The sequence below is a fragment of the Clostridioides sp. ES-S-0001-03 genome, assembly GCF_020676075.1.
Taxonomy (GTDB): Bacteria; Bacillota; Clostridia; order Peptostreptococcales; family Peptostreptococcaceae; genus Clostridioides.
This window is the reverse complement of sequence record NZ_JACVWJ010000005.1, coordinates 63,009-83,670: the sequence shown is the minus strand read 5'-3', so window position 1 is coordinate 83,670 and position 20,662 is coordinate 63,009. Positions and strand designations below refer to the sequence as shown.

The following is a 20,662-nucleotide window of genomic DNA, read 5'->3' as shown; positions in this document are numbered from 1 at the left end:
CGGAGATCCCCCGCTACCTTCTTTTTTTTATTATTTAAAATTTATTTATTCATCATTTTATTTACATACAATAATTTTTTCTATAAAGTTTGGTATAATTAAAAAGAAAATAAATTTTATTTATAGGAGATGTAAATATGGCTATAGTGGATAAGATTTTCAATGAGATAAAATTGATGGTTGCAAGATTCTTATTGGGGAAAAAATACAGTGAATATGAAGAGAAAGATTTAGTATATAATACTGAAGAAGAAGTTATATTAATAACCTTGAAAAGATTAGTTTTCCAGGGAAATGTGAATGAAGCAGAAGAAATTTTATTTGATAAAGCTAAAACTGTAAATAGTGAAAATATGCAGTATATAGCAATAGAATTTTATACTATGCTTATGGAAAAAACTGATGAAGAATTAGAGGCTATGAATTTTTCTAAACAAGAAGTTTATCAAGGGATAGAAGATATTAGGAAAGTTTTAAATTTAGAATAAAGCATGTATAAATATATTAAAATAAATTAATGTTAAGATGAGAATATTATATTTTATATATTTAAATATAATATTCTTATTTTATTAATAATATAAGTATATCTTATTTACCATAAAACTATCTTGAAAAAAATTAATCTTAAATGTATAATATTACTTTGAGTGAAAAAGTATTAACATTTTTTTATAAGATGTTTTACTAAAAAAATATATATAAATATACTGTTATCAAAAAGAAATTTAATTTAGTGAGGTGTTAAGATGAAAATAGGATTTGACCACAAAAAATATTTAGAAGAGCAGTCTAAATATATCTTAGAAAGAGTAAATAATTTTGACAAGCTTTATTTGGAGTTTGGAGGAAAATTAATGGGAGACCTTCATGCAAAAAGAGTACTTCCAGGGTTTGATGAAAATGCAAAGATAAAAGTATTACAACATATGAAAGAAAAAGTTGAAGTTGTAATTTGTGTGTATGCAGGAGATATAGAAAGAAATAAAATAAGAGGTGACTTTGGTATCACTTATGATATGGAAGTTTTAAGATTAATAGATGATTTAAGAGGTTATGAGCTAGATGTAAACAGTGTAGTAATCACTAGATTTGAGGGACAACCTGCAACGACTGTATTCATAAATAAGTTAGAGCGTAGAGGAATCAAAGTTTATAAACATTATCCAACAAAGGGATATCCTTCAGATGTTGAAACTATAGTTAGTGATGAAGGATATGGAGCAAATGATTATATAGAAACTACAAAGCCAATTGTAGTAGTAACAGCACCAGGACCTAATAGTGGAAAACTTGGTACTTGTTTAAGTCAGTTATACCATGAAAATAAAAGAGGAAATGTAGTTGGATATTCTAAATTTGAAACATTCCCAGTTTGGAATATACCTGTGAAACATCCTTTAAACATAGCTTATGAGGCAGCTACAGTAGATTTAAAAGACGTAAATATGATAGATTCATTCCATCTTGAAACGTATGGTGAAATGTCAGTAAACTATAATAGAGATTTAGAGTTATTCCCAGTGCTAAAAAAAATAATAGAAAAAATAACTGGAAAAGAATCAATTTTCCAATCTCCAACTGACATGGGTGTTAATAGAGTTGGTTTTGGAATAATAGATGATGAAGTAATAAGAAAAGCTTCTATAGAAGAAATTATAAGAAGATACTTTAAAACTGCTTGTGAGTATAAAAAGGGACAAGTTGATAAAGGTGCTTATGATAGAATGAAAATGATTATGGAAGAGCTTAATTTAAAGCCAGAAGATAGAAACGTTGTTTTACCTGCTAGAAATTACAGTAATAAGTTAAAAGAAAATGCTGATAAAAATGATACTTGTCCTGTAGTGGCACTAGAATTAGAAGATGGGACAATATTAACTGGTAAAGGTTCTGACTTAATGAATGGAACAGCAGCAGCAGTACTGAATGCAATTAAGCATTTAGCTAATATATCTGATGATATGCACTTAATATCACCTGTAATATTAGAGCCTATTATAAATTTAAAAACAAAAACTTTAGCAAGTAGAAATGTTTCACTTAGTTGTCAAGAGGTTTTAACTGCTCTTAGTATTTGTGCTGTAACTAATCCAACTGCACAATTTGCTATGGAAAAGTTAGCTTTATTAAAAGGGTGTCAAGCACATTCTACTACTATATTAAATAGAGATGATGAACAAACATTTAGAAAGCTTGGTATAGATGTAACTTGTGACCCAGAGTATCCTTCACAAAATCTTTACTATAGCTAAAAATATAATTATACAAAAAAATATGGGCTGTTTTAAAGTAATAGTTTGAGCAGTCCATTACAATTATAATAAAATCAGTAGACTGTCTTGTATAAGGCAGTCTTTTATTTTTAAAACATCCCATTTAAATTAATATATATACTGTTATCCATAAGGAATTTTAATTTAGTTCCTTGGAATACCTATTGTAAAGCTTTTACCTAGTTTTTGCAAGTGTTTTTTATGATTTTTTATAAATTGTATTGAATTAATTGATTATAAACTGTTTTAGTAAGAGAAAGTATTGACATATAAATAAAATAGATGAAAAAATAGCATAAAGAAACATAAGTTTGGTATAATTAAAACAGTGATGTAAATAAATTTAATCTAGTTATACTTTAAGGTGATAAGAATGGAATTTTATAGAAAAATAATTCATATAGATATGGATGCTTTTTATGCGTCTATAGAACAAAGAGACAATAAAAAATTAAAAGGTAGACCTGTGGTTGTTGGTGGAAATCCACAAAGCAGAGGAGTAGTTGCAACGTGTTCTTATGAGGCTAGAAAATTTGGCATACATTCAGCTATGCCATCCACTGTAGCTTACAATAGATGTCCATATGCAGTTTTTGTAAGACCTAGATTTGAGGTATATAAAAGTGTATCAAATCAAATAAGAAATATATTTTATAGATACACAGATTTAGTAGAGCCACTATCTTTAGATGAAGCATATTTAGATGTAACAAAAAATAAAAAGAATATTGATTCATCAATTGAAATAGCAAAGCAAATTAAAAGAGATATATTTAGGGAAGTTGGACTTACATCTTCAGCGGGTATCTCATATAATAAGTTTCTTGCTAAGATAGCATCAGACTTAAAAAAGCCTAATGGTTTGACTGTAATAAATGAAGAAAATGCTCAGGATTTTTTAGATAAATTGCCTGTAAATAAATTTTTTGGTGTTGGAAAAGTCACTTCAAATACTCTTAAAAATTTAGGGATAAAAACAGGATATGATTTAAGGTGTTTAGATTTATTTGAACTTGAGAACATATTTAAGAAAAAAGGATATGACTTATATAAATTTGCAAGGGGTATAGATGATAGACCAGTAGAGCCAAATAGAGTTAGAAAATCTGTTGGAGCAGAGACTACACTAAGTCATAACTTGGATATTGACGAAGAGGAAACACGTAATATCCTTGATGAACTTTGTGAGGAAGTGTGCCATAGATTAAAAAACTCTGAGAAATTTGGAAAGACGTTGACATTAAAAGTTAAGTATGAGGATTTTACACAGATAACTAGAAGTCTTAGTTTAGAACATTATATTGATGAATATAATGATATAAGAAATAGTGTTGACAATTTATTGAGAAATGTTGAAATGAATGGAAAACAAATTAGACTATTAGGAGTTACAATATCAAACTTAAGCGACAAAAAAGAAACTTACAAAGACATTACTTTATTTGAGTATATGGATAGTATTCAGTGATGACTATTTGTTTAAATGAATGAATTAACACTAGCCTTAATTATATATAATTAAGGCTAGTGTTGTATTGTTTTATTAAGATTTTTTTATTTTTTTTTATATCTTTTAAATTTGAGTATTGTATACAAATACTTGATATTTATAGTAATGTTTACTAATATGTATTAACCCAAAAGTCGTACTTTGTTTACATAAAGGGGATATTGTGATATAATTATAAAAACAACTTATTGCGTTGGCAAGGGTTGCTTGTCGAAAGAGGGGATGATAAATTATGATAGAGATAAGAAACGTAACCAAGAAAATGGGAAATAATGTAATATTAGATGATATTTCTCTAGCTGTCGAAACAGGCACATTGGTAGTTTTAATTGGCTCAAGTGGTTGTGGGAAAACTACTACTTTGAAGCTTATAAACAAATTAATAAAACCTACATCTGGTGAAATATATATTAATGGTAAACCAATTTCTCAAGAAAATGAAATAGAACTTAGAAGGAAAATAGGATATGTTATACAGAACACAGGTCTATTTCCTCATCTTACAATAAAAGAGAATATAGAGTTAATTCCACGTTTAAAAAAGGAAAAGTCAGTTGAAGAAATTGAGGCAAGAACTTTACAATTACTTGAAATGGTAGGTCTTGATAGTGATGATTTTTTAAATAAGTATCCTTCAGAGCTTAGTGGGGGTCAACAGCAAAGAATTGGTGTTGCAAGAGCCATTGCAACTGATGCTGAAATAATATTAATGGATGAGCCTTTTAGTGCTTTAGACCCAATAACAAGAACATCTTTACAAGAACAATTATTTTCTCTTCAAGATGAACTGAAAAAAACTATAATATTTGTAACTCATGATATGGATGAAGCTTTAAAGATAGCTGATAAGATTTGTATTATGAAAGATGGAAGAATAGCGCAGTATGATACTCCAGAGAACATACTTAGAAATCCAGCAAATGATTTTGTAAAAGACTTTATTGGAGAAGATAGAGTCTGGGATAATCCAGAATATATAAAAGCAAAAGATATTATGATAAAAAATCCTATTGCTGTTAATTCAACAAGAACTGTAACTCAAGGTATAGAAATTATGAGAACGAGTAAGGTTGATAGCTTACTAATCATAGATAGAGCTAGAACACTAAAAGGTATTGTCACTGTAAAAGATATGAAAGACCGTCATGATAAATCGACATTGCTTGGTGATATTATGTCAAGAGAGCCTTTGCATGTAAATGAAGGTGATAATTTAGTAGAAATACTAAATATAATGAACTGTAATTCAGTTGGATATATTCCAGTTGTTTCAAGTGAAAATAAATTAGTAGGACTGATTACTAGAAGTAGTTTACTTTCTGTTTTAAGTGAGCAATTCCTAGAGATGGAGGTGAGTGTCCTTGGATAATTTTTTTAATTTTATACTATTGCAAAAAGATAAGATTATAGAGCTTTTGATACAACATATGAGCTTAACTGTTACATCTATTTTGATAGCTATACTAGTGGGTGTTCCTCTAGGAATAATTATTTCAAGAATACCATCTCTTAGAAAAATTGTGCTTGGATTTGTAAACTTAGTTCAAGCAGTTCCATCAATGGCACTTTTGGGTCTTCTTGTACCAGTACTTGGTATAGGAAGCAAACCAGCAATATTTATGGTAGTAGTATATTCATTATTACCAATTGTAAAGAACACATATATAGGTATAACAAGTATTGACCCAGTAGTATTAGAATCGGCTAAAGGTATTGGTCTTACAAGAAATCAAACTTTATTTAAAATACAGTTTCCTTTAGCTTTGCCTATAATAATGGGTGGGGTTAGAATTTCTGCTGTTACAGCGGTTGGTCTTATGACTCTTGCAGCATTTATAGGTGCTGGTGGTCTGGGATATTTAGTATTTTCAGGTGTACAAACTGTAAATAACAATATGATTTTAGCAGGAGCAATTCCATCGTGTATAATTGCATTGCTAGTTGATTATTTATTTAGTAAGATTGAAGTTGCAGTTACTCCAAAAGGCTTAAATCCAAAGGCTCCAAAGAAAAATTATATAGGGCTTAAAGTAGTATCTGCTATAATAATTATTGCAATGTTATTTGTTACTTTTGGTTCAAGTTTTTCAAGCAAAAAAGAGACAATAACTATAGGTTCAAAAGATTATACAGAACAACTTATTCTTGGTAATGTTTATGCTGAATTGATAGAGAAAAATACAGACCTTAATGTTAAAAAGAATTTAAATCTAGGTGGTTCATCTGTTGCATTTAATGCTATTAAATCTGGTGAACTTGATATGTATGTAGATTATACAGGTACACTTTTAGTAAATGTAATGAAGCATGCTCCAATTAAAGATGCTGATGAAGCATATAAAGTTGTTAAAGATACTATGGAAAAAGAGAATCAATTAACTTTACTTGACCCTATTGGATTTAACAATACTTATACATTAGCCATGATGCCTAAAACTGCTGAGAAATATGGAATAAACACTATTTCTGATTTAACTAAATATAGTAGTGACTTTACTTTCTCACCAACTTTAGAGTTTGAAAATAGAGAAGATGGTTTTGTAGGTATTTCTAGAGATTATGGTCTAAAATTCAAAGATATAAAAGCTATGAATGGAAGTTTAAGATATACAGCTTTAGATAATAATGAATCTCAAGTTGTAGATGCGTTTTTAACTGATGGTCTTATTAAGAAGTTTAATCTTAAGATATTAGAAGATGACAAAAACTTCTTTGTTCCATATTATGCGGCTCCATTAGTGAGACAAGATACTCTTAAGAAATATCCTGAGTTAGAAAAAGTGATGAATATTCTTTCAGGAAAAATAAATGAAGAAACTATGAGAGAACTTAACTATCAAGTTGATGAGCTTGGAAAATCACCAGAAGAGGTTGCTCATTCATTCTTAGTTAAAGAAGGTTTAGTATAGAAAATTAATAGTTTATATTATGAACTTAAGTTATAGATAGTATTTTAAATACTATTTATAACTTATTTTTTTGTATACAAAACCTATATTATGATTTTTAATTCATAATTAATTTTTAAATTGAATGAACAAGTACAACCAACTTTGAATATAAATATAGTAAGTGTGCATATATACAATTTGCTTTATCTAGTCAATTGATATTGATACATAGTCTTTTTTCGATTAAGTCGAAGGGAGGAGGTATACAGTTATGGATAATTATAAAAAAGTGAAGCAAGTGTTATGGATAATTTTATTTGCCAATTTTGCTGTAGCATTATTAAAAATAATTATTGGTAATAAAATTAAAAGTTATAGTATGACAGCAGATGGGTTTCATTCTCTGTCAGATGGAGCATCTAATATAGTAGGATTAATAGGTATTTTTTTTGCATCTAAACCAAAAGATAAAGATCATCCTTATGGGCATAAAAAATTTGAAATTATAACCAGTTTATTTATTAGTGGTATGCTATTTGTTATAGCAGTTAAGATAATTCTTAGTTCTATATCAAGACTGGCAAACCCAGTTACACCTTCTATAACTATAGAAAGTTTAATTGCTCTAGTCATTACTCTTTTTATAAATATTTTTGTCTGTATATATGAGTATAGAGTTGGAACTAAACTGAATAGTTATGTCTTAATTTCAGACTCATTGCATACAAGAAGTGATATATTTGTGTCTTTAGGAGTATTGGTTACTTTAGTTGGTGTTAAGTTAGGATTTCCAGTAATAATAGAATCTGTAGTTCCTATTATTATTTCTGGGTTTATAATTTATTCAGCTTATGGAATATTTAAACCGTCTATTGGAATTTTAGTTGATAGAGTAGCTGTAGATGAAGAGTATATAAGGGAAATTGTATTTGAATTTAATGAAGTGAGAGATGTTCATAATATTAGAAGTAGAGGTAGTAAGAGTGTTATTTATATTGATATGCATGTAATGGTAGACCCATTTATAAGTGTAGAGCAATCACATGACTTAACACATAAAATTGAGAAACAAATACAAGAAGAAATTAATGAAAATGCTCAGGTAATAGTGCATATTGAACCTTTTTATAGCTTTTAATTTGATTATAAAGACATAAGTATAAAAATTTATAATTCATAAAAAAAATATTATACCATAAATATTTTCAGAAAATATTTATGGTATAATATTTTTTATAGAGAAATTAAGTCTTAATATACCTAAGGAGGAATTTATTATGAGATACGTTGAATATGGAAAGACTGGGAAAATGGTTTCGGTAGTTGGATATGGAGGATTAAGATTTGATTTAGAAAAAAATGACCAAGAAAATGCAGATTTAATTAAATATGCATATGAAAAGGGCATTAATTATTTTGATACAGCACCAGGGTATTGTGATGACAGAAGCGAAGATATATTTGGACTAGCTTTTAGACAAATGATAAAAGAAGGTAAAACAGACTTTTACGTATCTACAAAAGGAAAGCCAAAAGTATACGACACAGCAGAAAAAGCAATAGATGCTGTGAAAAAGTCAATAGAAAGATTGGGCGTATCTAAAATAAATTTCTATCATATATGGAATATTAGAAAGATGGAACATTATGAATTTGCAATGAGACCTGGAGGTCAGTATGAGGGTCTATTAAAATGTAAAGAAGAAGGATTGATAGACCACATAGTATTTTCATCTCATCAGCCAGGAGATGAAGTCATAAAGGTTCTTGATGAAAATAAGTTTGAAGGTGTTACTATGGGAATTAATATACTAAACTTTCCATATAGATTAAAAGGTGCTAAACATGCTATTGAAAATGGATATGGTGTTGTAGCTATGAATCCATTAAGTGGTGGAACTATTCCAAAGTACAATGAAGAGCTTTCTTTTCTAGCAAGAGAAGGTGAAAGTACTATAGAATCAGCCTTAAGATTTAACATAGGAATTCCACAAATAAATATATCGTTAATAGGAGTTAATAAAAAGCAGGATATAGATGATGCTTGTAAAATTGCAGATGAGCATAAAATATATTCAGATGAAGATATACATGATATTGAAACTAGATTAAGTAAAAATATGAATGAAATATGTACAGGTTGTGGATATTGTAAAGTATGTCCAAAAGATATAAACACTCCAGCATATATGCTTTTTTATAATGAAAAACAGATGTTTAAAAAGAGTGATGAAGAAATGACAAAATCGGTCTATGGGCTAGCACATTGGAATTATACAATGAATAGTAAAGCAAAAGCTAAAGAATGTATAGCTTGCGGAAAATGTGAAATTGAGTGTACTCAACATTTACCGATAATTGACAGATTAAGAGAAATTAAGCAATGGGAAGAACATGGAGTCAATAATGTCACAGTATAGTCAGTTTATATTGTACTTAAAATTTGTATAGTATTTAATAAGGTTTAATATATAAGGAGACAAATTATGATTTTGTCTCCTTATATATTATGCTTTAATTTATTATGGGTAAATTTTATCTATACTAACTGACAGTATCTATTTTCACATTGAATTATTCCAATATTTTACAATAAAATTACTTGCAAACTCTAATTTTATAAGCTTTCAATATATATTACACAAATAATTTTTATTTAATTATAGCTTTTAATAAAGTAAATATTGTGGTTGTAAATAAGGAATTATTCAATTACAATAAAACAAGTAAGGATATTATAAAAGTGATTATTATAATTAAAAGAATAAATTGTAGGTAGTAACAAATCCTATATAATGAATGGAGGGTGATATATATTGAAAAATAATATATTTAAATATAAAAATGAGATGTTTTTATTTATATTAGTCATAATAACTTATTTAATAATAACAATAGCATTCTTTTCTAAAACTACAATATTTTATGATTTGAACAACACTTATGATGTGTTATTAGATACAGATACAGGTGTACTATTCAATTTAAATGTATTTGCTATAAATCAAGACAATAGCAAGCACGTATTATTTTCAGCTATTATATCAATTTTTGCATATCCAATATATTTACTATGTACTTCGATAGCAAATCCAGGGACAACCGATTTTAATACTGCTTATGGATTTGGATTGATTTGTCTACAAATAGTAACTAGTGCTATATCTATAACTTTAGTTTTTAATCATATTAAAAAAATAAAAATGCAGAGGTTAACCTTAATTTTACTTACTATGATAATGATATTTTCTTTTCCACAACTATTTATGACCTTAAATGTAGAAAGATTTATATATAGTCAGTTTACATTAATATTTTTTATATTTATTGCAAATAAAATGAACGGAAAAAACTCTTATTTAGTAGAATTAGCAGCTATACCATTATTTGGAATAACTATTAGTAATATATATTTGTATTTGCTTAACATAATATTTGAATTTAAATTAAAAATAGGAAAAATATTAAAGCATTTAATTACATTTATTTTAATGGCATATATTTGTGTAGTTTCAACAAAATCTTATGAAAGTTTTATGAATCTTGGAAATGTAATACAATATGATACAAAGTTTATAAGTGGAGAGCCTATTTTAGAAAAAGTTGCAATGATTATAGAAAGATTATTGTATTCAGTTTTTTATTTTCCTGGAGCAGAGATTAAAAAAGGACTATTTTTACAAAATGGAGAAGTTGCAACGATACCAGTTATCCTTACTTTATTAGCATTTTGTTTTTGTGTTTTAGCTGTTATTGAGAACTCAGAAAAAAGAGTTCCTAAATTGTGTATGGGAATAATTTTATTTAATTTAGTTTTACATGGTATAATAGGGTACAATCTGACTAATTCAAGTATAATGACTATAAATTTTAGTTTTGCTGTTATAGTTTTGTTAGCTTACTTTACTAAAGCACTTAGAAAAAATGAAAAAAGTATGTACAATATATTTTTATCATTGTTGCTAGTCACTATAATAATTAGTAATATAAATGGATTTATAGAAATTTTAAATATTGGGATAAAATCATATCCTGTTTAAAAAATAATGTTGAAAGGGTAGTAAGTTTATGAAACAGACAAATATAATAATTAATCTTCTTACTAAAATTTCAGATTATATAAGATTAATGAGAATAAAGCAGTATATAAAGAATTTATTTATATTTGCTGCTATAATATTTTCAAACAATATACTAAATATAAGTCTATTGTTAAATACATTTATAGCTTTTGTGTGTTTTTGTTTGATATCATCATCAGCATATGCATTAAATGATGCTATAGATATGGATAAAGATAAAAGACATCCTAAAAAACGTAATAGACCAGTAGCAAGTGGAAGAATAAGTAAAAGAAGTGCGAATATATTATTTGTTGTTTTAGCTTTAATTTCAATTTGCTTGTCAACGGTTATTAATTTTAAATTAACTATAATTCTCATTTTATATTTGATAAATAATATATTATATTCTCTTAAGTTAAAGAATATAATTCTATTAGATGTGTTTTCTATATCTCTTGGTTTTATACTTAGAGTTTATGCAGGATGTGTAGCTATAGATGTTAGATTATCAAACTGGATAATATTATGTACATTTTTTTTATCTCTGTATTTAGCTCTTGGAAAGCGCAAAAAAGAAATCATAATTTTAAAAGATAATGCAGTTGAGCATAGAAAAATACTAGAAGATTATGATATAGAAAATTTAAATCAAATGATGATAGTTATACTAAGTTCTACAATTGTATGCTATGCATTATATTCTACAAGTAATCCAGAAAAACCAGATATGATATTTACAACAATATTTGTAGTTTATGGTGTACTTAGATATAATTATATAATTAACAAAACAAATGAAGGAAATCCTACTGACATTATACTAAAAGATAATGCTTTAAAAATAAACGTAATCTTATGGGTAATTACATGTTTAATAATATTAATTTTTTAGTGATAGGATGGGAAAATACTTATGAAAAAAAGTGTATTATTGCTCGATATAGATTATACTGTTATAAATACTGATAGTATGGTAGACTTTTTTATTTATTCTTTAAAAAATAAAACACTTAAGACTATTATAAAATTGCCATACATAATTTTTACTCTAATGATGTATTTGGTTAAAATAGTACCTTTGAAAAAAGCAAAAGAGGCAATCTTTTATCCAATAGTAGATTTTAGCGAAGACGAGTTAAAAGATTTTTTTGATAGTTGTATAATGAAAAAAATTAATGAGTCTATAAAAAAAGTAATTTATAAAAACAAAGAAGAGCATAATGTTGTAATTATGATAACTGCATCTCCATATGCATATATGAAGTACTTTAAGTATTATGATTTCGCAGATGAGGTTATAGGCACTGAGCTATTTTGTGAAAATTCAAGATACAAAAACCAATTCATTGGCGAAAACTGCAAGGGAATTGAAAAAATACAGAGAATAAATACTGTATTAGATAAACTTGGAATTGAGATTGATTATGAAAATTCATATGCATATTCAGACTCTAAAAGTGATTTACCTATGCTTTCCTTAGCTAAAAATGCATTTTTGGTTAATAAGAAAAATGGTGAGGTTATAGAACAAATAAATTCATAGCTTTATATCACTTAGAATAGGAGGGGATAGTTTGGGATATTTGCACATATTAATTTTGTCTATGGTTCCTGTAACAGAGTTAAGAGGAGCCATTCCTATAGGTATTGCAATGGGCTTAAATCCTATATGGGTTTATGTATTTAGTGTGATTGGTTCTACATTAGTATCAATTCCTTTGATATTGACATTTAGACATATATTGCAATTTTTGAAAGGTAAAAAGTTATTTAAGGGACTTGCTAACACAATTGATAAAAAAATAAATTCAAGAATGAAGAAATTAAAAAGCGTTTCAATAATAGGTATAATACTATTTGTAGGCATACCACTTCCAACAACAGGAACATGGACTGCGTCTGCGATAGCCTCAATACTAAAAATGAGAATAAAAGATGCTTTTATAGGAGTATTTTTAGGAAATTTATTGTCTGGAGTCATAGTGTCAGCCCTTTCTCTACATATAATATAAAACTATCCAAATATACTATTGGATAGTTTTTTTATGAAAATATGTGAAAAATATTTTTTATTTAGACAAAATATTTAAATTCATTTGGTCTTAAAATGTTTACTATCATAAAAGAAATATAGTATAGTAGTATTTATGAGGAAATTAATTTAAACTTGCCTATCAATAAAATAAAGTTTTTATATAAAATGTATTTTTAATAGTAATAGATTTAAACATTAAATTATTAAGGAGGTTTTAAGATGGAAAATTCAAATACTGATTTAGGTCGTGAGAATGTAGGCAAATTGCTTTTTAAATTGGCTACACCAGCTATTATTGCACAAATTGTGAATGTTTTGTACAACATAGTAGATAGAATCTTTATTGGTAGAATGGAAAGTGGCGAAGTTGCTATGGCAGGTGTTGGAGTAGCATTTCCTATAATAATTATAATAACTTCATGTAGTTATTTAATTGGTATGGGGGGAGGACCTTTAGCTGCTATAAAAATGGGGGAACAAGATAATGATGGGGCAGAGAAAATAATGAGTAATAGTTTTTCTGTATTAGTTATTTTGGCGATACTATTGACTATAGGTTTTCAGATTGGAAAAGAACCCTTACTTTGGCTATTTGGAGCAAGCGAATCTACAATTGGATATTCAATGGATTATTTGAATATTTATTTAATAGGGACAGTATTTGTTCAAATTTCACTAGGTATGAATACCTTTATAAATACTCAAGGATTTGCGACAACTGGTATGATTACGGTTGCTATAGGAGCTTTGATAAACATAATACTAGACCCAATTTTTATATTTGGATTTGGTATGGGGGTAAAAGGAGCTGCATTAGCCACTATAATTGCACAAGGAGTTTCTGCTATTTGGGTATTGGTATTTCTATTTGGAAAGAAAAGTATACTTAAGATAAAAAAGAAATACATGATGCCTAAAGCAAGTATTATTTTGCCAGTATTAGGTCTGGGAATTTCTCCATTTATAATGCAATCTACAGAAAGTTTAGTGCTTATAGCCCTAAATAGCAAATTACAGATGTATGGAGGAGATTTAGCAGTAGGTTCAATGGCAATAATGAGTAGTATAATGCAAATTCTTATGCTTCCTAACATGGGATTTACACAAGGGGCACAACCAATAATAAGTTACAATTATGGTTCAGGACAGATTGACAGAGTAAAAAAGACTTTTAAGTTATGTTTATTATCATGTTTTACATACTCTGCAATTTTGTGGATTTTACTTATGATATTCCCTACGTTCTTTGTAAGTATATTTAACAAAAACCCACAATTACTTAGTATGACTAGTTGGAGTATAAAAATATATTTTGCTGGCTCTTTTATGTTTGGAATACAATTAGCTTGCCAGCAGACATTTTTAGCGCTTGGAAAAGCAAAAATATCTTTAATTTTAGCTCTTCTTAGAAAAGTTGTACTTTTGATACCTTTAATATTTATACTTCCAATGTTTTTTGATGAAAAACTTTTTGCTGTACTTTTAGCAGAGCCGATTGCAGATATAACAGCAGCCACTATTACAGCAATTTGTTTCTTTGTGTTTTATAAATGTTCTCTATCAAAACCTAAAGTAATAGAGGAGTAAAATATAAATAGTAGAAAGTTTTTAGGAGCATATATTATTAGTTAAAAATTAAAATTTGTATTTTAATTTAAGAAGATATTTTTTATAATTTACAAAGATACAAACTAGAATTAAAATTTAAAATTATAGTAAGAAAAATGTAAGTATTTGCAATATTAATGGTATAATATTTACAGATATGATAATCAATAAGAGGAAAGGATGTTTATATAATGGAAAATGATTTAACAATGCAAGAGCTACTTGAGCAACAAGAGCAAGTGTTCAGCAAAGTGAAAGTTGGGGAATTGATAACTGGAAAAATAACTGCAGTGAGAAATGATGAAGTACAACTAGAATTAGGTTATGGGTTTGATGGAATAATACCTATAAGTGAATTAAACATAGAAAAAAATCAATCTATAGAAGAGTTATATCATATAAATGATGAAATAACTGCTATAATAACAAAAGTATCTCAAAAAGATGGAACAATAACTTTATCTAAGTTACAATTAGATAGAAAAAATGATTTTGCTGATTTACACAAAGCTTATGATGAACATAGAATAATAACTGTAAACGTTGAAAAAAATATAGAAAAAGGTGTATTTGCTAATTACAATACATATACATTTTTTATACCAATTTCTCAGCTTGACACAAAGTTTATTACAGATACGTCTAAATTTGTTGGTCGTAACTTAGAAGTATATATAAAAGAAATGGATGCTAGAAAAAATAGATTTGTAGCATCTCATAGAGACGTATTACAAGAACGTATAAATAAAGAGAGAGAAGAAAGAAGAGTTCAAATTAAGGCAGAAAAGGAAGCCGAAAGAGCTAGAATAAAACATGAAAGAGAAGAAGAAAAAGCTCGTATTAAATTAGCTAAAGAAGAATTGTTTAATTCCCTTGAAGTTGGTCAGAAAAGAGATGGTAAAGTAACAAAGATAATGTCTTATGGTGCATTCATAGATATTGGTGGAATTGAAGGATTAGCACATATAAATAACCTATCTTGGACAAGAGTTGAAAGTGTGGAAGATGTTGTCTCTGAAGGTCAAGAAGTGGAAGTTTATGTATTAGATGTAAATCAAGAAACTAAAAAAATTGCACTAGCATTAAAAGATATAAACAATGACCCATGGGATTTAATAGCAAAAGAATTACAAGTTGATGATGTTGTTAATGCTAAAGTTCTTAGAATTATAGAAAAGGGAGCTTTTGTCCAAATCGAAGAAGGTGTAGATGCTTATTTACCAATTTCTGAATTGAGTGATACTAGAGTAGCTAAAGTTACTAATGTTGTTAATATTGGAGACGAAATTAAAGTTAAAATTCTTGATTTTAAACCAAAAACTAAGAGAATGTTAGTTTCGATAAAAGAAGCAACTAGAGAGCCAGAAGAGGATATAACAGAGTTTTTAGAAGTAGAAGAATCTCTAGGAAGTATTGGAGAATTATTTAAAGATAAATTTAAAGACTTAGAAATATAAAATAATCAAAAAGGGGGGCTGTTTTAAAACATTACTCTGTCTATTTTGACAGCTTTAGTTTTAAAATAGCCCTTCAACTATCTATAAAAATTTATATACAGTATTAGGAGGAAAATTAATGAAAAAAGCTATTATAGATGTACATTGTCATACTTTAATAAGTGGACATGCACATAGTACTTTTAAAGAAAATGTTGAAGAAGCAATTCAAAAAAATATAAAATATTTAGGCATATCAGACCATGGTCCTAATATGCCAGGAGGACCACATCCATTTTACTTCTATAATTTACATCTACTTCCACGCCAAATACAAGATTTAAAAATTCTTAGAGGTATAGAAGGAAATATCATGGATTATGATGGAAACTTAGATGTTCCAGAAGACATGCTACAACATTTAGATTATATAATTGCAAGTTTGCATAGACCTTGTATAGCTTCAGGTACAAAAGAAGAAAATACAAATGCTATTTTAAAAGTGATGGATAAACCTAGAGTAAAGATAATTGGGCATCCAGATGATAGTAGATATCCTTTAGATTATGAGTCTATAGTAAAAAAAGCAAAGGATAAAAATATTCTTTTAGAAATAAATAACTCTTCATTAAGTTCAAATTCTCATAGAACTGGAACTTGGGAAAATGCAAGTGAAATGTTACTATTATGTAAACAATATGGTGTAAGAGTTATTCTTGGTACAGATTCGCATATATGTTACTCTATAGGTGAATTTGAAAGTGCAGAGAAAGTTTTAAAATCAGTGGATTTTCCAGAAGAACTAGTAATAAATTATCATGAAGATGAAATTGTAGAGTTTTTTAATATAAATTTTTAGAATTTTAGGAGTGAGAAAATTTGAGTAAAAATAAGTTTATCTACATGAATTATTATGACAATGGTTATTTCAAAAAGGGAATGGTTATAAATATGGTTTTAGCTCTTATAATTTTGGCCACAATTTTTATATACTCAACAACATTTTTATATCTTTTATGTATAATAACAGCGGTTTTTCTTTTTAAGCAAGGTCGTGATTTTTCAAATAGATATAAGGGAAAAGTATATCTTACTCTTGATAATCATTCAATATCAATAAATAATCAATGTATTTTCAGTATAAAAGCTAGAAAAAATCAAAAATTTAACTATAAAGTAATAGAAAAAATAGAAGTAACAAAAAATATATTAAATATATGTTCTGATAATTTTAATTACAAAATTAGATTAAATGCATTGAGTTTGGAAGATGAAAAAAAATTATTGAGTACAATAGATGAAAAGATAAAAAAATTTAAGGGGTAATACCATACTATTTTCAATAGTTAGCATGATTTAGAATATTACTTGACAAAAATAAATAATAAAAAAATACAGATAATTATTTTTTTATGTTGACAATACATTTTAATGTGTATATAATAACTATTAAATCAAAATATTTAGAAAATTTAAATGATTTTAAAAGCGATGAATAGAAGTAGTAAGAATCATGAAACTTCCAGAGAGCTAAAGTATGGTGTGATTTAGCAGTTGATAATTCTGAACTTGTCTAGGAGCTGTTTCCTGAGTTGTGTAACTTAGGATAACCGTATTTCCACGTTATAGGAAAAATAGCTATTATAATAATTAGTAGTAGCTATTACTAAGGGAGCTTTTTAAAAAGCTAAATAGAGTGGTACCGCGAGCAAAACCTCGTCTCTAGTTTTACTAGAGATGGGGTTATTTTTATTCTAATGATAAATCTAACATTTGTACTTATGAATTGAAAAGGGGTAGAATTGCGTCGATATAAGGTATACTGAATACAAAAAACAGAAAAGGGGGAAAATAACATGAAATATGGAAAATATAAAAAATATAATAGAATGAAAATGGTAAATCGTAAATGGCCAGATAACGAAATAACAAAAGCTCCAGTTTGGTGTAGTGTCGATTTAAGAGATGGAAATCAATCACTGCCAACACCTATGAATGTAGAAGAAAAAGTCAGAATGTTCCGAATGCTTTTGGATACAGGGTTTAAAGAAATAGAAGTAGGCTTTCCATCAGCATCAAATACAGAGTATACATTTTTAAGAAAGCTAATAGATGAAAATATGATTCCAGATGATGTAACTATACAAGTACTTACACAATCTAGAGCTCATCTTATAGAAAAAACATTTGAATCAGTAAAAGGATGTAAGAAAGCAATAATACATTTATATAATTCTACATCTGTTCTTCAAAGAGAAGTGGTTTTTAATATGAGTAAACAAGAAATCATAGATATAGCAGTTGAGGGAGCAAGATTATTCAATGAAGAAGCAAAGAAATATCCTGAAACAGAGTTTATTTTTGAATACTCACCTGAAAGTTTCACAGGTACAGAAATGGATTATGCACTTGAGATATGTGAGGCAGTTATAGATGTGTGGAAACCAACGCCACAAAAGAAAGTTATAATAAATCTTCCATCAACAGTAGAAATGGCAACACCAAATATATATGCAGACCAAATAGAATGGTTTTGTGAAAATATAAGCTGTAGAGATTCTATTATAATGAGTTTACACACTCATAATGATAGGGGAACTTGTACAGCAGCAAGTGAACTTGGATTATTAGCTGGAGCAGATAGACTTGAAGGTACATTATTTGGAAATGGTGAAAGAACTGGTAATATGGACATAGTAAATGTGGGTCTTAATCTTTATACACAAGGAATAAACCCAGAATTAGACTTTAGTAATATTGATAAAATGATAGAAATATATGAAGACTGTACAAAACTTACAGTACATGATAGACATCCATATGCAGGAAATCTTGTACATTGTGCCTTTTCAGGTTCTCACCAGGATGCTATTAGAAAAGGTATGATAGCAATTAGCAATAGAAATGATGGTTGTTGGGAAGTTCCATATTTACCAATAGACCCTCATGATATAGGAAGAGAATACAAAGAAATCATTAGAATAAACAGCCAATCTGGAAAAGGTGGAGCTGTTTATATAATGGAAACAGATTATGGTTTCATGATACCTAAAAATATGCATGCTGATTTTGGAAATGTGGTTAAAATGGAATCTGATAGAATAGGAGCGGAACTTAGCAGTGAGTCAATATTTAACTTATTCAAGAAGGAATATATTGATGTTGAGAGTCCATATAAAGTTAAGAAATATAAGATAAAATCAATGGATGAGATAAACTATGAAAGTGATGATTCTGATGATACTAATATGATTGAGATGACTGCAAGAGTAACTTATATGGGTAATGAACAAAGGATTGTTGGAATAGGAAATGGGCCAGTAGATTCATTTAATAATGCATTAAAACAATGTGGAATGAAAGATTATAAATTTAGATATTATTGGGAACATGCATTAGAGGAAGGTTCACATTCAAGAGGTGTGGCCTATGTGGGAATAGAACATAATGATAAAGTTTATTTTGGGGTAAGCATATCAGAAAATATAAATACAGCAGCTATTAATGCTCTTATGAATGCAATAAATAAAAGTTATATTGAGGAGGAAGCAGAAAATGGGGATGACTATGACGCAGAAAATCTTAGCGAAACATGCTAATTTAAATGAGGTTAAGAAAGGACAATTGATTGAAGCAAACTTAGATATAGTTTTAGGCAATGATATAACATCACCAGTAGCTATTAGAGAATTTGAAAAGTTAGGAATTGAGGATGTTTATGATAAATCTAAAGTGGCAATAGTTTTGGACCATTTTACACCTAATAAAGATATAAAGAGTGCAGAGCAGTGTAAGTTTACAAGAAGTTTTGCAAAATCCAAAGGAGTGGTCAATTTCTTTGATGTAGGGGATATGGGAATAGAACATGTTCTTCTTCCTGAAAAAGGTATAGTAACAGCAGGAGATGTAGTCATAGGTGCCGATTCTCATACTTGCACATATGGAGCATTAGGCGCTTTTTCCACTGGCGTAGGTTCAACTGATATGGGAGCTGGCATGGCTACAGGAAAATGTTGGTTTAAGGTACCTGGTGCAATAAAATTTGTCCTAAAGAATAAGCCAAATAAATGGATAACTGGAAAAGATGTGATACTTCATATAATAGGGAAGATAGGTGTTGATGGGGCACTTTACAAATCAATGGAATTTTGTGGAGATGGAGTAAGTAATCTATCTATGGATGATAGATTTACTATTTGTAATATGGCAATAGAAGCAGGGGCTAAAAATGGAATTTTTCCAGTAGATGATAAAACTATAGAATATATAAATTCACATAAATGTACAACAACAGAAAAAGTTTTAAATGTATACGAAGCAGATGAAGATGCAATTTATGATGAAGTATATGAAATTGACTTAGCTACATTAAAAGAAACAGTAGCTTTTCCACATCTTCCTGAAAATACTAAAACAGTAGATGAGATTGATAACGATATAAAGATAGACCAAGTTGTAATAGGCTCTTGTACAAATGGAAGAATATCAGACCTTGAAGTTGCAGCTGAAATCATGAAAGGTAAAAAAGTTGCAGATGGGGTTAGAGTGATGATATTTCCTGGAACTCAAAAAGTATATCTTGAAGCAATAGAAAAAGGATATATTACTATCTTTATAGAAGCAGGAGCAGCTGTTTCTACACCAACATGTGGACCATGTCTTGGAGGTCATATGGGTATACTTGCAGCAGGAGAAAGGTCAGTTTCAACAACAAATAGGAACTTTGTAGGAAGAATGGGTCATGTTGATTCAGAAGTCTATCTTGCTAGTCCAGCTGTAGCAGCAGCATCAGCTATAACTGGAAAAATATCAAAACCATCAGAAATAATTTAAGGGAGGTAA

17 protein-coding genes and 1 other annotated feature are annotated in these 20,662 nt (G+C 28.2%); all 17 genes read left to right on the top strand.

The genetic code is table 11. The annotated features are described in order from the left end of the window. Positions 1 to 137 precede the first annotated feature (137 nt). The 17 genes from IC174_RS11480 (at position 138) to leuC (ending at position 20,653) form a co-directional block, all read left to right on the top strand. Positions 138 to 488 carry a DUF6483 family protein gene (locus IC174_RS11480; RefSeq protein ID WP_227436740.1) on the top strand — a complete coding sequence of 117 codons (351 nt, stop codon included), beginning with the start codon at positions 138 to 140 and terminating at the stop codon, positions 486 to 488. A 261-nt stretch (positions 489 to 749) separates the two neighbouring features. Next, positions 750 to 2,255 carry a DUF1846 domain-containing protein gene (locus tag IC174_RS11475; protein ID WP_227436738.1) on the top strand — a complete coding sequence of 502 codons (1,506 nt, stop codon included), beginning with the start codon at positions 750 to 752 and terminating at the stop codon, positions 2,253 to 2,255. 394 nt (positions 2,256 to 2,649) lie between these two features. After that, positions 2,650 to 3,744 (top strand): DNA polymerase IV, encoded by a 1,095-nt coding sequence (gene dinB, locus IC174_RS11470; protein WP_227482947.1) that lies wholly within the window; start codon positions 2,650 to 2,652, stop codon positions 3,742 to 3,744. Between the two features lie 274 nt (positions 3,745 to 4,018). Continuing rightward, positions 4,019 to 5,155: an ABC transporter ATP-binding protein gene (locus tag IC174_RS11465; protein WP_227436734.1), complete on the top strand. Its 1,137-nt coding sequence runs from the start codon at positions 4,019 to 4,021 to the stop codon at positions 5,153 to 5,155. Next, the gene (locus IC174_RS11460; RefSeq protein ID WP_227482946.1) at positions 5,148 to 6,695 is read left to right on the top strand and encodes a glycine betaine ABC transporter substrate-binding protein; all 1,548 of its coding nucleotides are present in this window, start codon (positions 5,148 to 5,150) and stop codon (positions 6,693 to 6,695) included. Before IC174_RS11465 ends, IC174_RS11460 begins: the two co-directional genes overlap by 8 nt. A 253-nt stretch (positions 6,696 to 6,948) precedes the next feature. Then, the gene (locus IC174_RS11455; RefSeq protein WP_227436730.1) at positions 6,949 to 7,815 is read left to right on the top strand and encodes a cation diffusion facilitator family transporter; all 867 of its coding nucleotides are present in this window, start codon (positions 6,949 to 6,951) and stop codon (positions 7,813 to 7,815) included. A 139-nt stretch (positions 7,816 to 7,954) separates the two neighbouring features. Beyond that, the gene (locus tag IC174_RS11450; protein WP_227436728.1) at positions 7,955 to 9,097 is read left to right on the top strand and encodes an aldo/keto reductase; all 1,143 of its coding nucleotides are present in this window, start codon (positions 7,955 to 7,957) and stop codon (positions 9,095 to 9,097) included. A gap of 396 nt (positions 9,098 to 9,493) precedes the next feature. Beyond that, complete coding sequence (locus IC174_RS11445) at positions 9,494 to 10,717, top strand: DUF6080 domain-containing protein (RefSeq protein ID WP_227436727.1); 1,224 nt, start codon at positions 9,494 to 9,496, stop codon at positions 10,715 to 10,717. A gap of 28 nt (positions 10,718 to 10,745) precedes the next feature. Continuing rightward, the gene (locus IC174_RS11440) at positions 10,746 to 11,633 is read left to right on the top strand and encodes a decaprenyl-phosphate phosphoribosyltransferase (RefSeq protein WP_227482945.1); all 888 of its coding nucleotides are present in this window, start codon (positions 10,746 to 10,748) and stop codon (positions 11,631 to 11,633) included. 21 nt (positions 11,634 to 11,654) lie between these two features. After that, on the top strand, positions 11,655 to 12,284 hold the full coding sequence (locus IC174_RS11435) for an HAD family hydrolase (RefSeq protein WP_227436722.1): 630 nt from the start codon (positions 11,655 to 11,657) through the stop codon (positions 12,282 to 12,284). Between the two features lie 31 nt (positions 12,285 to 12,315). Beyond that, a complete protein-coding gene (locus tag IC174_RS11430) occupies positions 12,316 to 12,753 on the top strand; it encodes a COG2426 family protein (RefSeq protein WP_227436720.1) in 438 nt (145 codons plus the stop codon). Positions 12,754 to 12,995: 242 nt separating this feature from the next. Next, positions 12,996 to 14,363, top strand: a complete 1,368-nt coding sequence (locus IC174_RS11425; protein WP_227436718.1) for an MATE family efflux transporter — start codon at positions 12,996 to 12,998, stop codon at positions 14,361 to 14,363. Positions 14,364 to 14,575: 212 nt separating this feature from the next. Next, a complete protein-coding gene (locus tag IC174_RS11420) occupies positions 14,576 to 15,841 on the top strand; it encodes a 30S ribosomal protein S1 (protein ID WP_227436716.1) in 1,266 nt (421 codons plus the stop codon). A gap of 118 nt (positions 15,842 to 15,959) precedes the next feature. Further along, positions 15,960 to 16,679, top strand: coding sequence for a phosphatase (locus IC174_RS11415; RefSeq protein ID WP_227482944.1), 720 nt, complete (start codon positions 15,960 to 15,962; stop codon positions 16,677 to 16,679). Between the two features lie 20 nt (positions 16,680 to 16,699). Next, entirely contained in the window at positions 16,700 to 17,146 is a 447-nt protein-coding gene (locus tag IC174_RS11410; RefSeq protein WP_227482943.1) for a hypothetical protein, read from the top strand. A gap of 156 nt (positions 17,147 to 17,302) precedes the next feature. Then, positions 17,303 to 17,547, top strand: a binding site (T-box leader). 129 nt (positions 17,548 to 17,676) lie between these two features. Continuing rightward, a complete protein-coding gene (leuA, locus tag IC174_RS11405) occupies positions 17,677 to 19,419 on the top strand; it encodes a 2-isopropylmalate synthase (protein ID WP_227436712.1) in 1,743 nt (580 codons plus the stop codon). Then, positions 19,376 to 20,653, top strand: coding sequence for a 3-isopropylmalate dehydratase large subunit (gene leuC, locus IC174_RS11400; RefSeq protein ID WP_227482942.1), 1,278 nt, complete (start codon positions 19,376 to 19,378; stop codon positions 20,651 to 20,653). The genes leuA and leuC overlap by 44 nt, the downstream gene beginning before the upstream one ends. Positions 20,654 to 20,662 lie beyond the last annotated feature (9 nt).

Coding starts and splice junctions, on each gene's coding strand:
- IC174_RS11455 (WP_227436730.1), top strand. CDS start 6,949: ATGGATAATTATAAAAAAGTGAAGCAAGTGTTATGGATAATTTTATTT.
- leuA (WP_227436712.1), top strand. CDS start 17,677: ATGAAATATGGAAAATATAAAAAATATAATAGAATGAAAATGGTAAAT.
- IC174_RS11425 (WP_227436718.1), top strand. CDS start 12,996: ATGGAAAATTCAAATACTGATTTAGGTCGTGAGAATGTAGGCAAATTG.
- IC174_RS11420 (WP_227436716.1), top strand. CDS start 14,576: ATGGAAAATGATTTAACAATGCAAGAGCTACTTGAGCAACAAGAGCAA.
- IC174_RS11435 (WP_227436722.1), top strand. CDS start 11,655: ATGAAAAAAAGTGTATTATTGCTCGATATAGATTATACTGTTATAAAT.
- IC174_RS11450 (WP_227436728.1), top strand. CDS start 7,955: ATGAGATACGTTGAATATGGAAAGACTGGGAAAATGGTTTCGGTAGTT.
- dinB (WP_227482947.1), top strand. CDS start 2,650: ATGGAATTTTATAGAAAAATAATTCATATAGATATGGATGCTTTTTAT.
- IC174_RS11475 (WP_227436738.1), top strand. CDS start 750: ATGAAAATAGGATTTGACCACAAAAAATATTTAGAAGAGCAGTCTAAA.
- IC174_RS11415 (WP_227482944.1), top strand. CDS start 15,960: ATGAAAAAAGCTATTATAGATGTACATTGTCATACTTTAATAAGTGGA.
- IC174_RS11480 (WP_227436740.1), top strand. CDS start 138: ATGGCTATAGTGGATAAGATTTTCAATGAGATAAAATTGATGGTTGCA.
- IC174_RS11465 (WP_227436734.1), top strand. CDS start 4,019: ATGATAGAGATAAGAAACGTAACCAAGAAAATGGGAAATAATGTAATA.
- IC174_RS11440 (WP_227482945.1), top strand. CDS start 10,746: ATGAAACAGACAAATATAATAATTAATCTTCTTACTAAAATTTCAGAT.
- leuC (WP_227482942.1), top strand. CDS start 19,376: ATGGGGATGACTATGACGCAGAAAATCTTAGCGAAACATGCTAATTTA.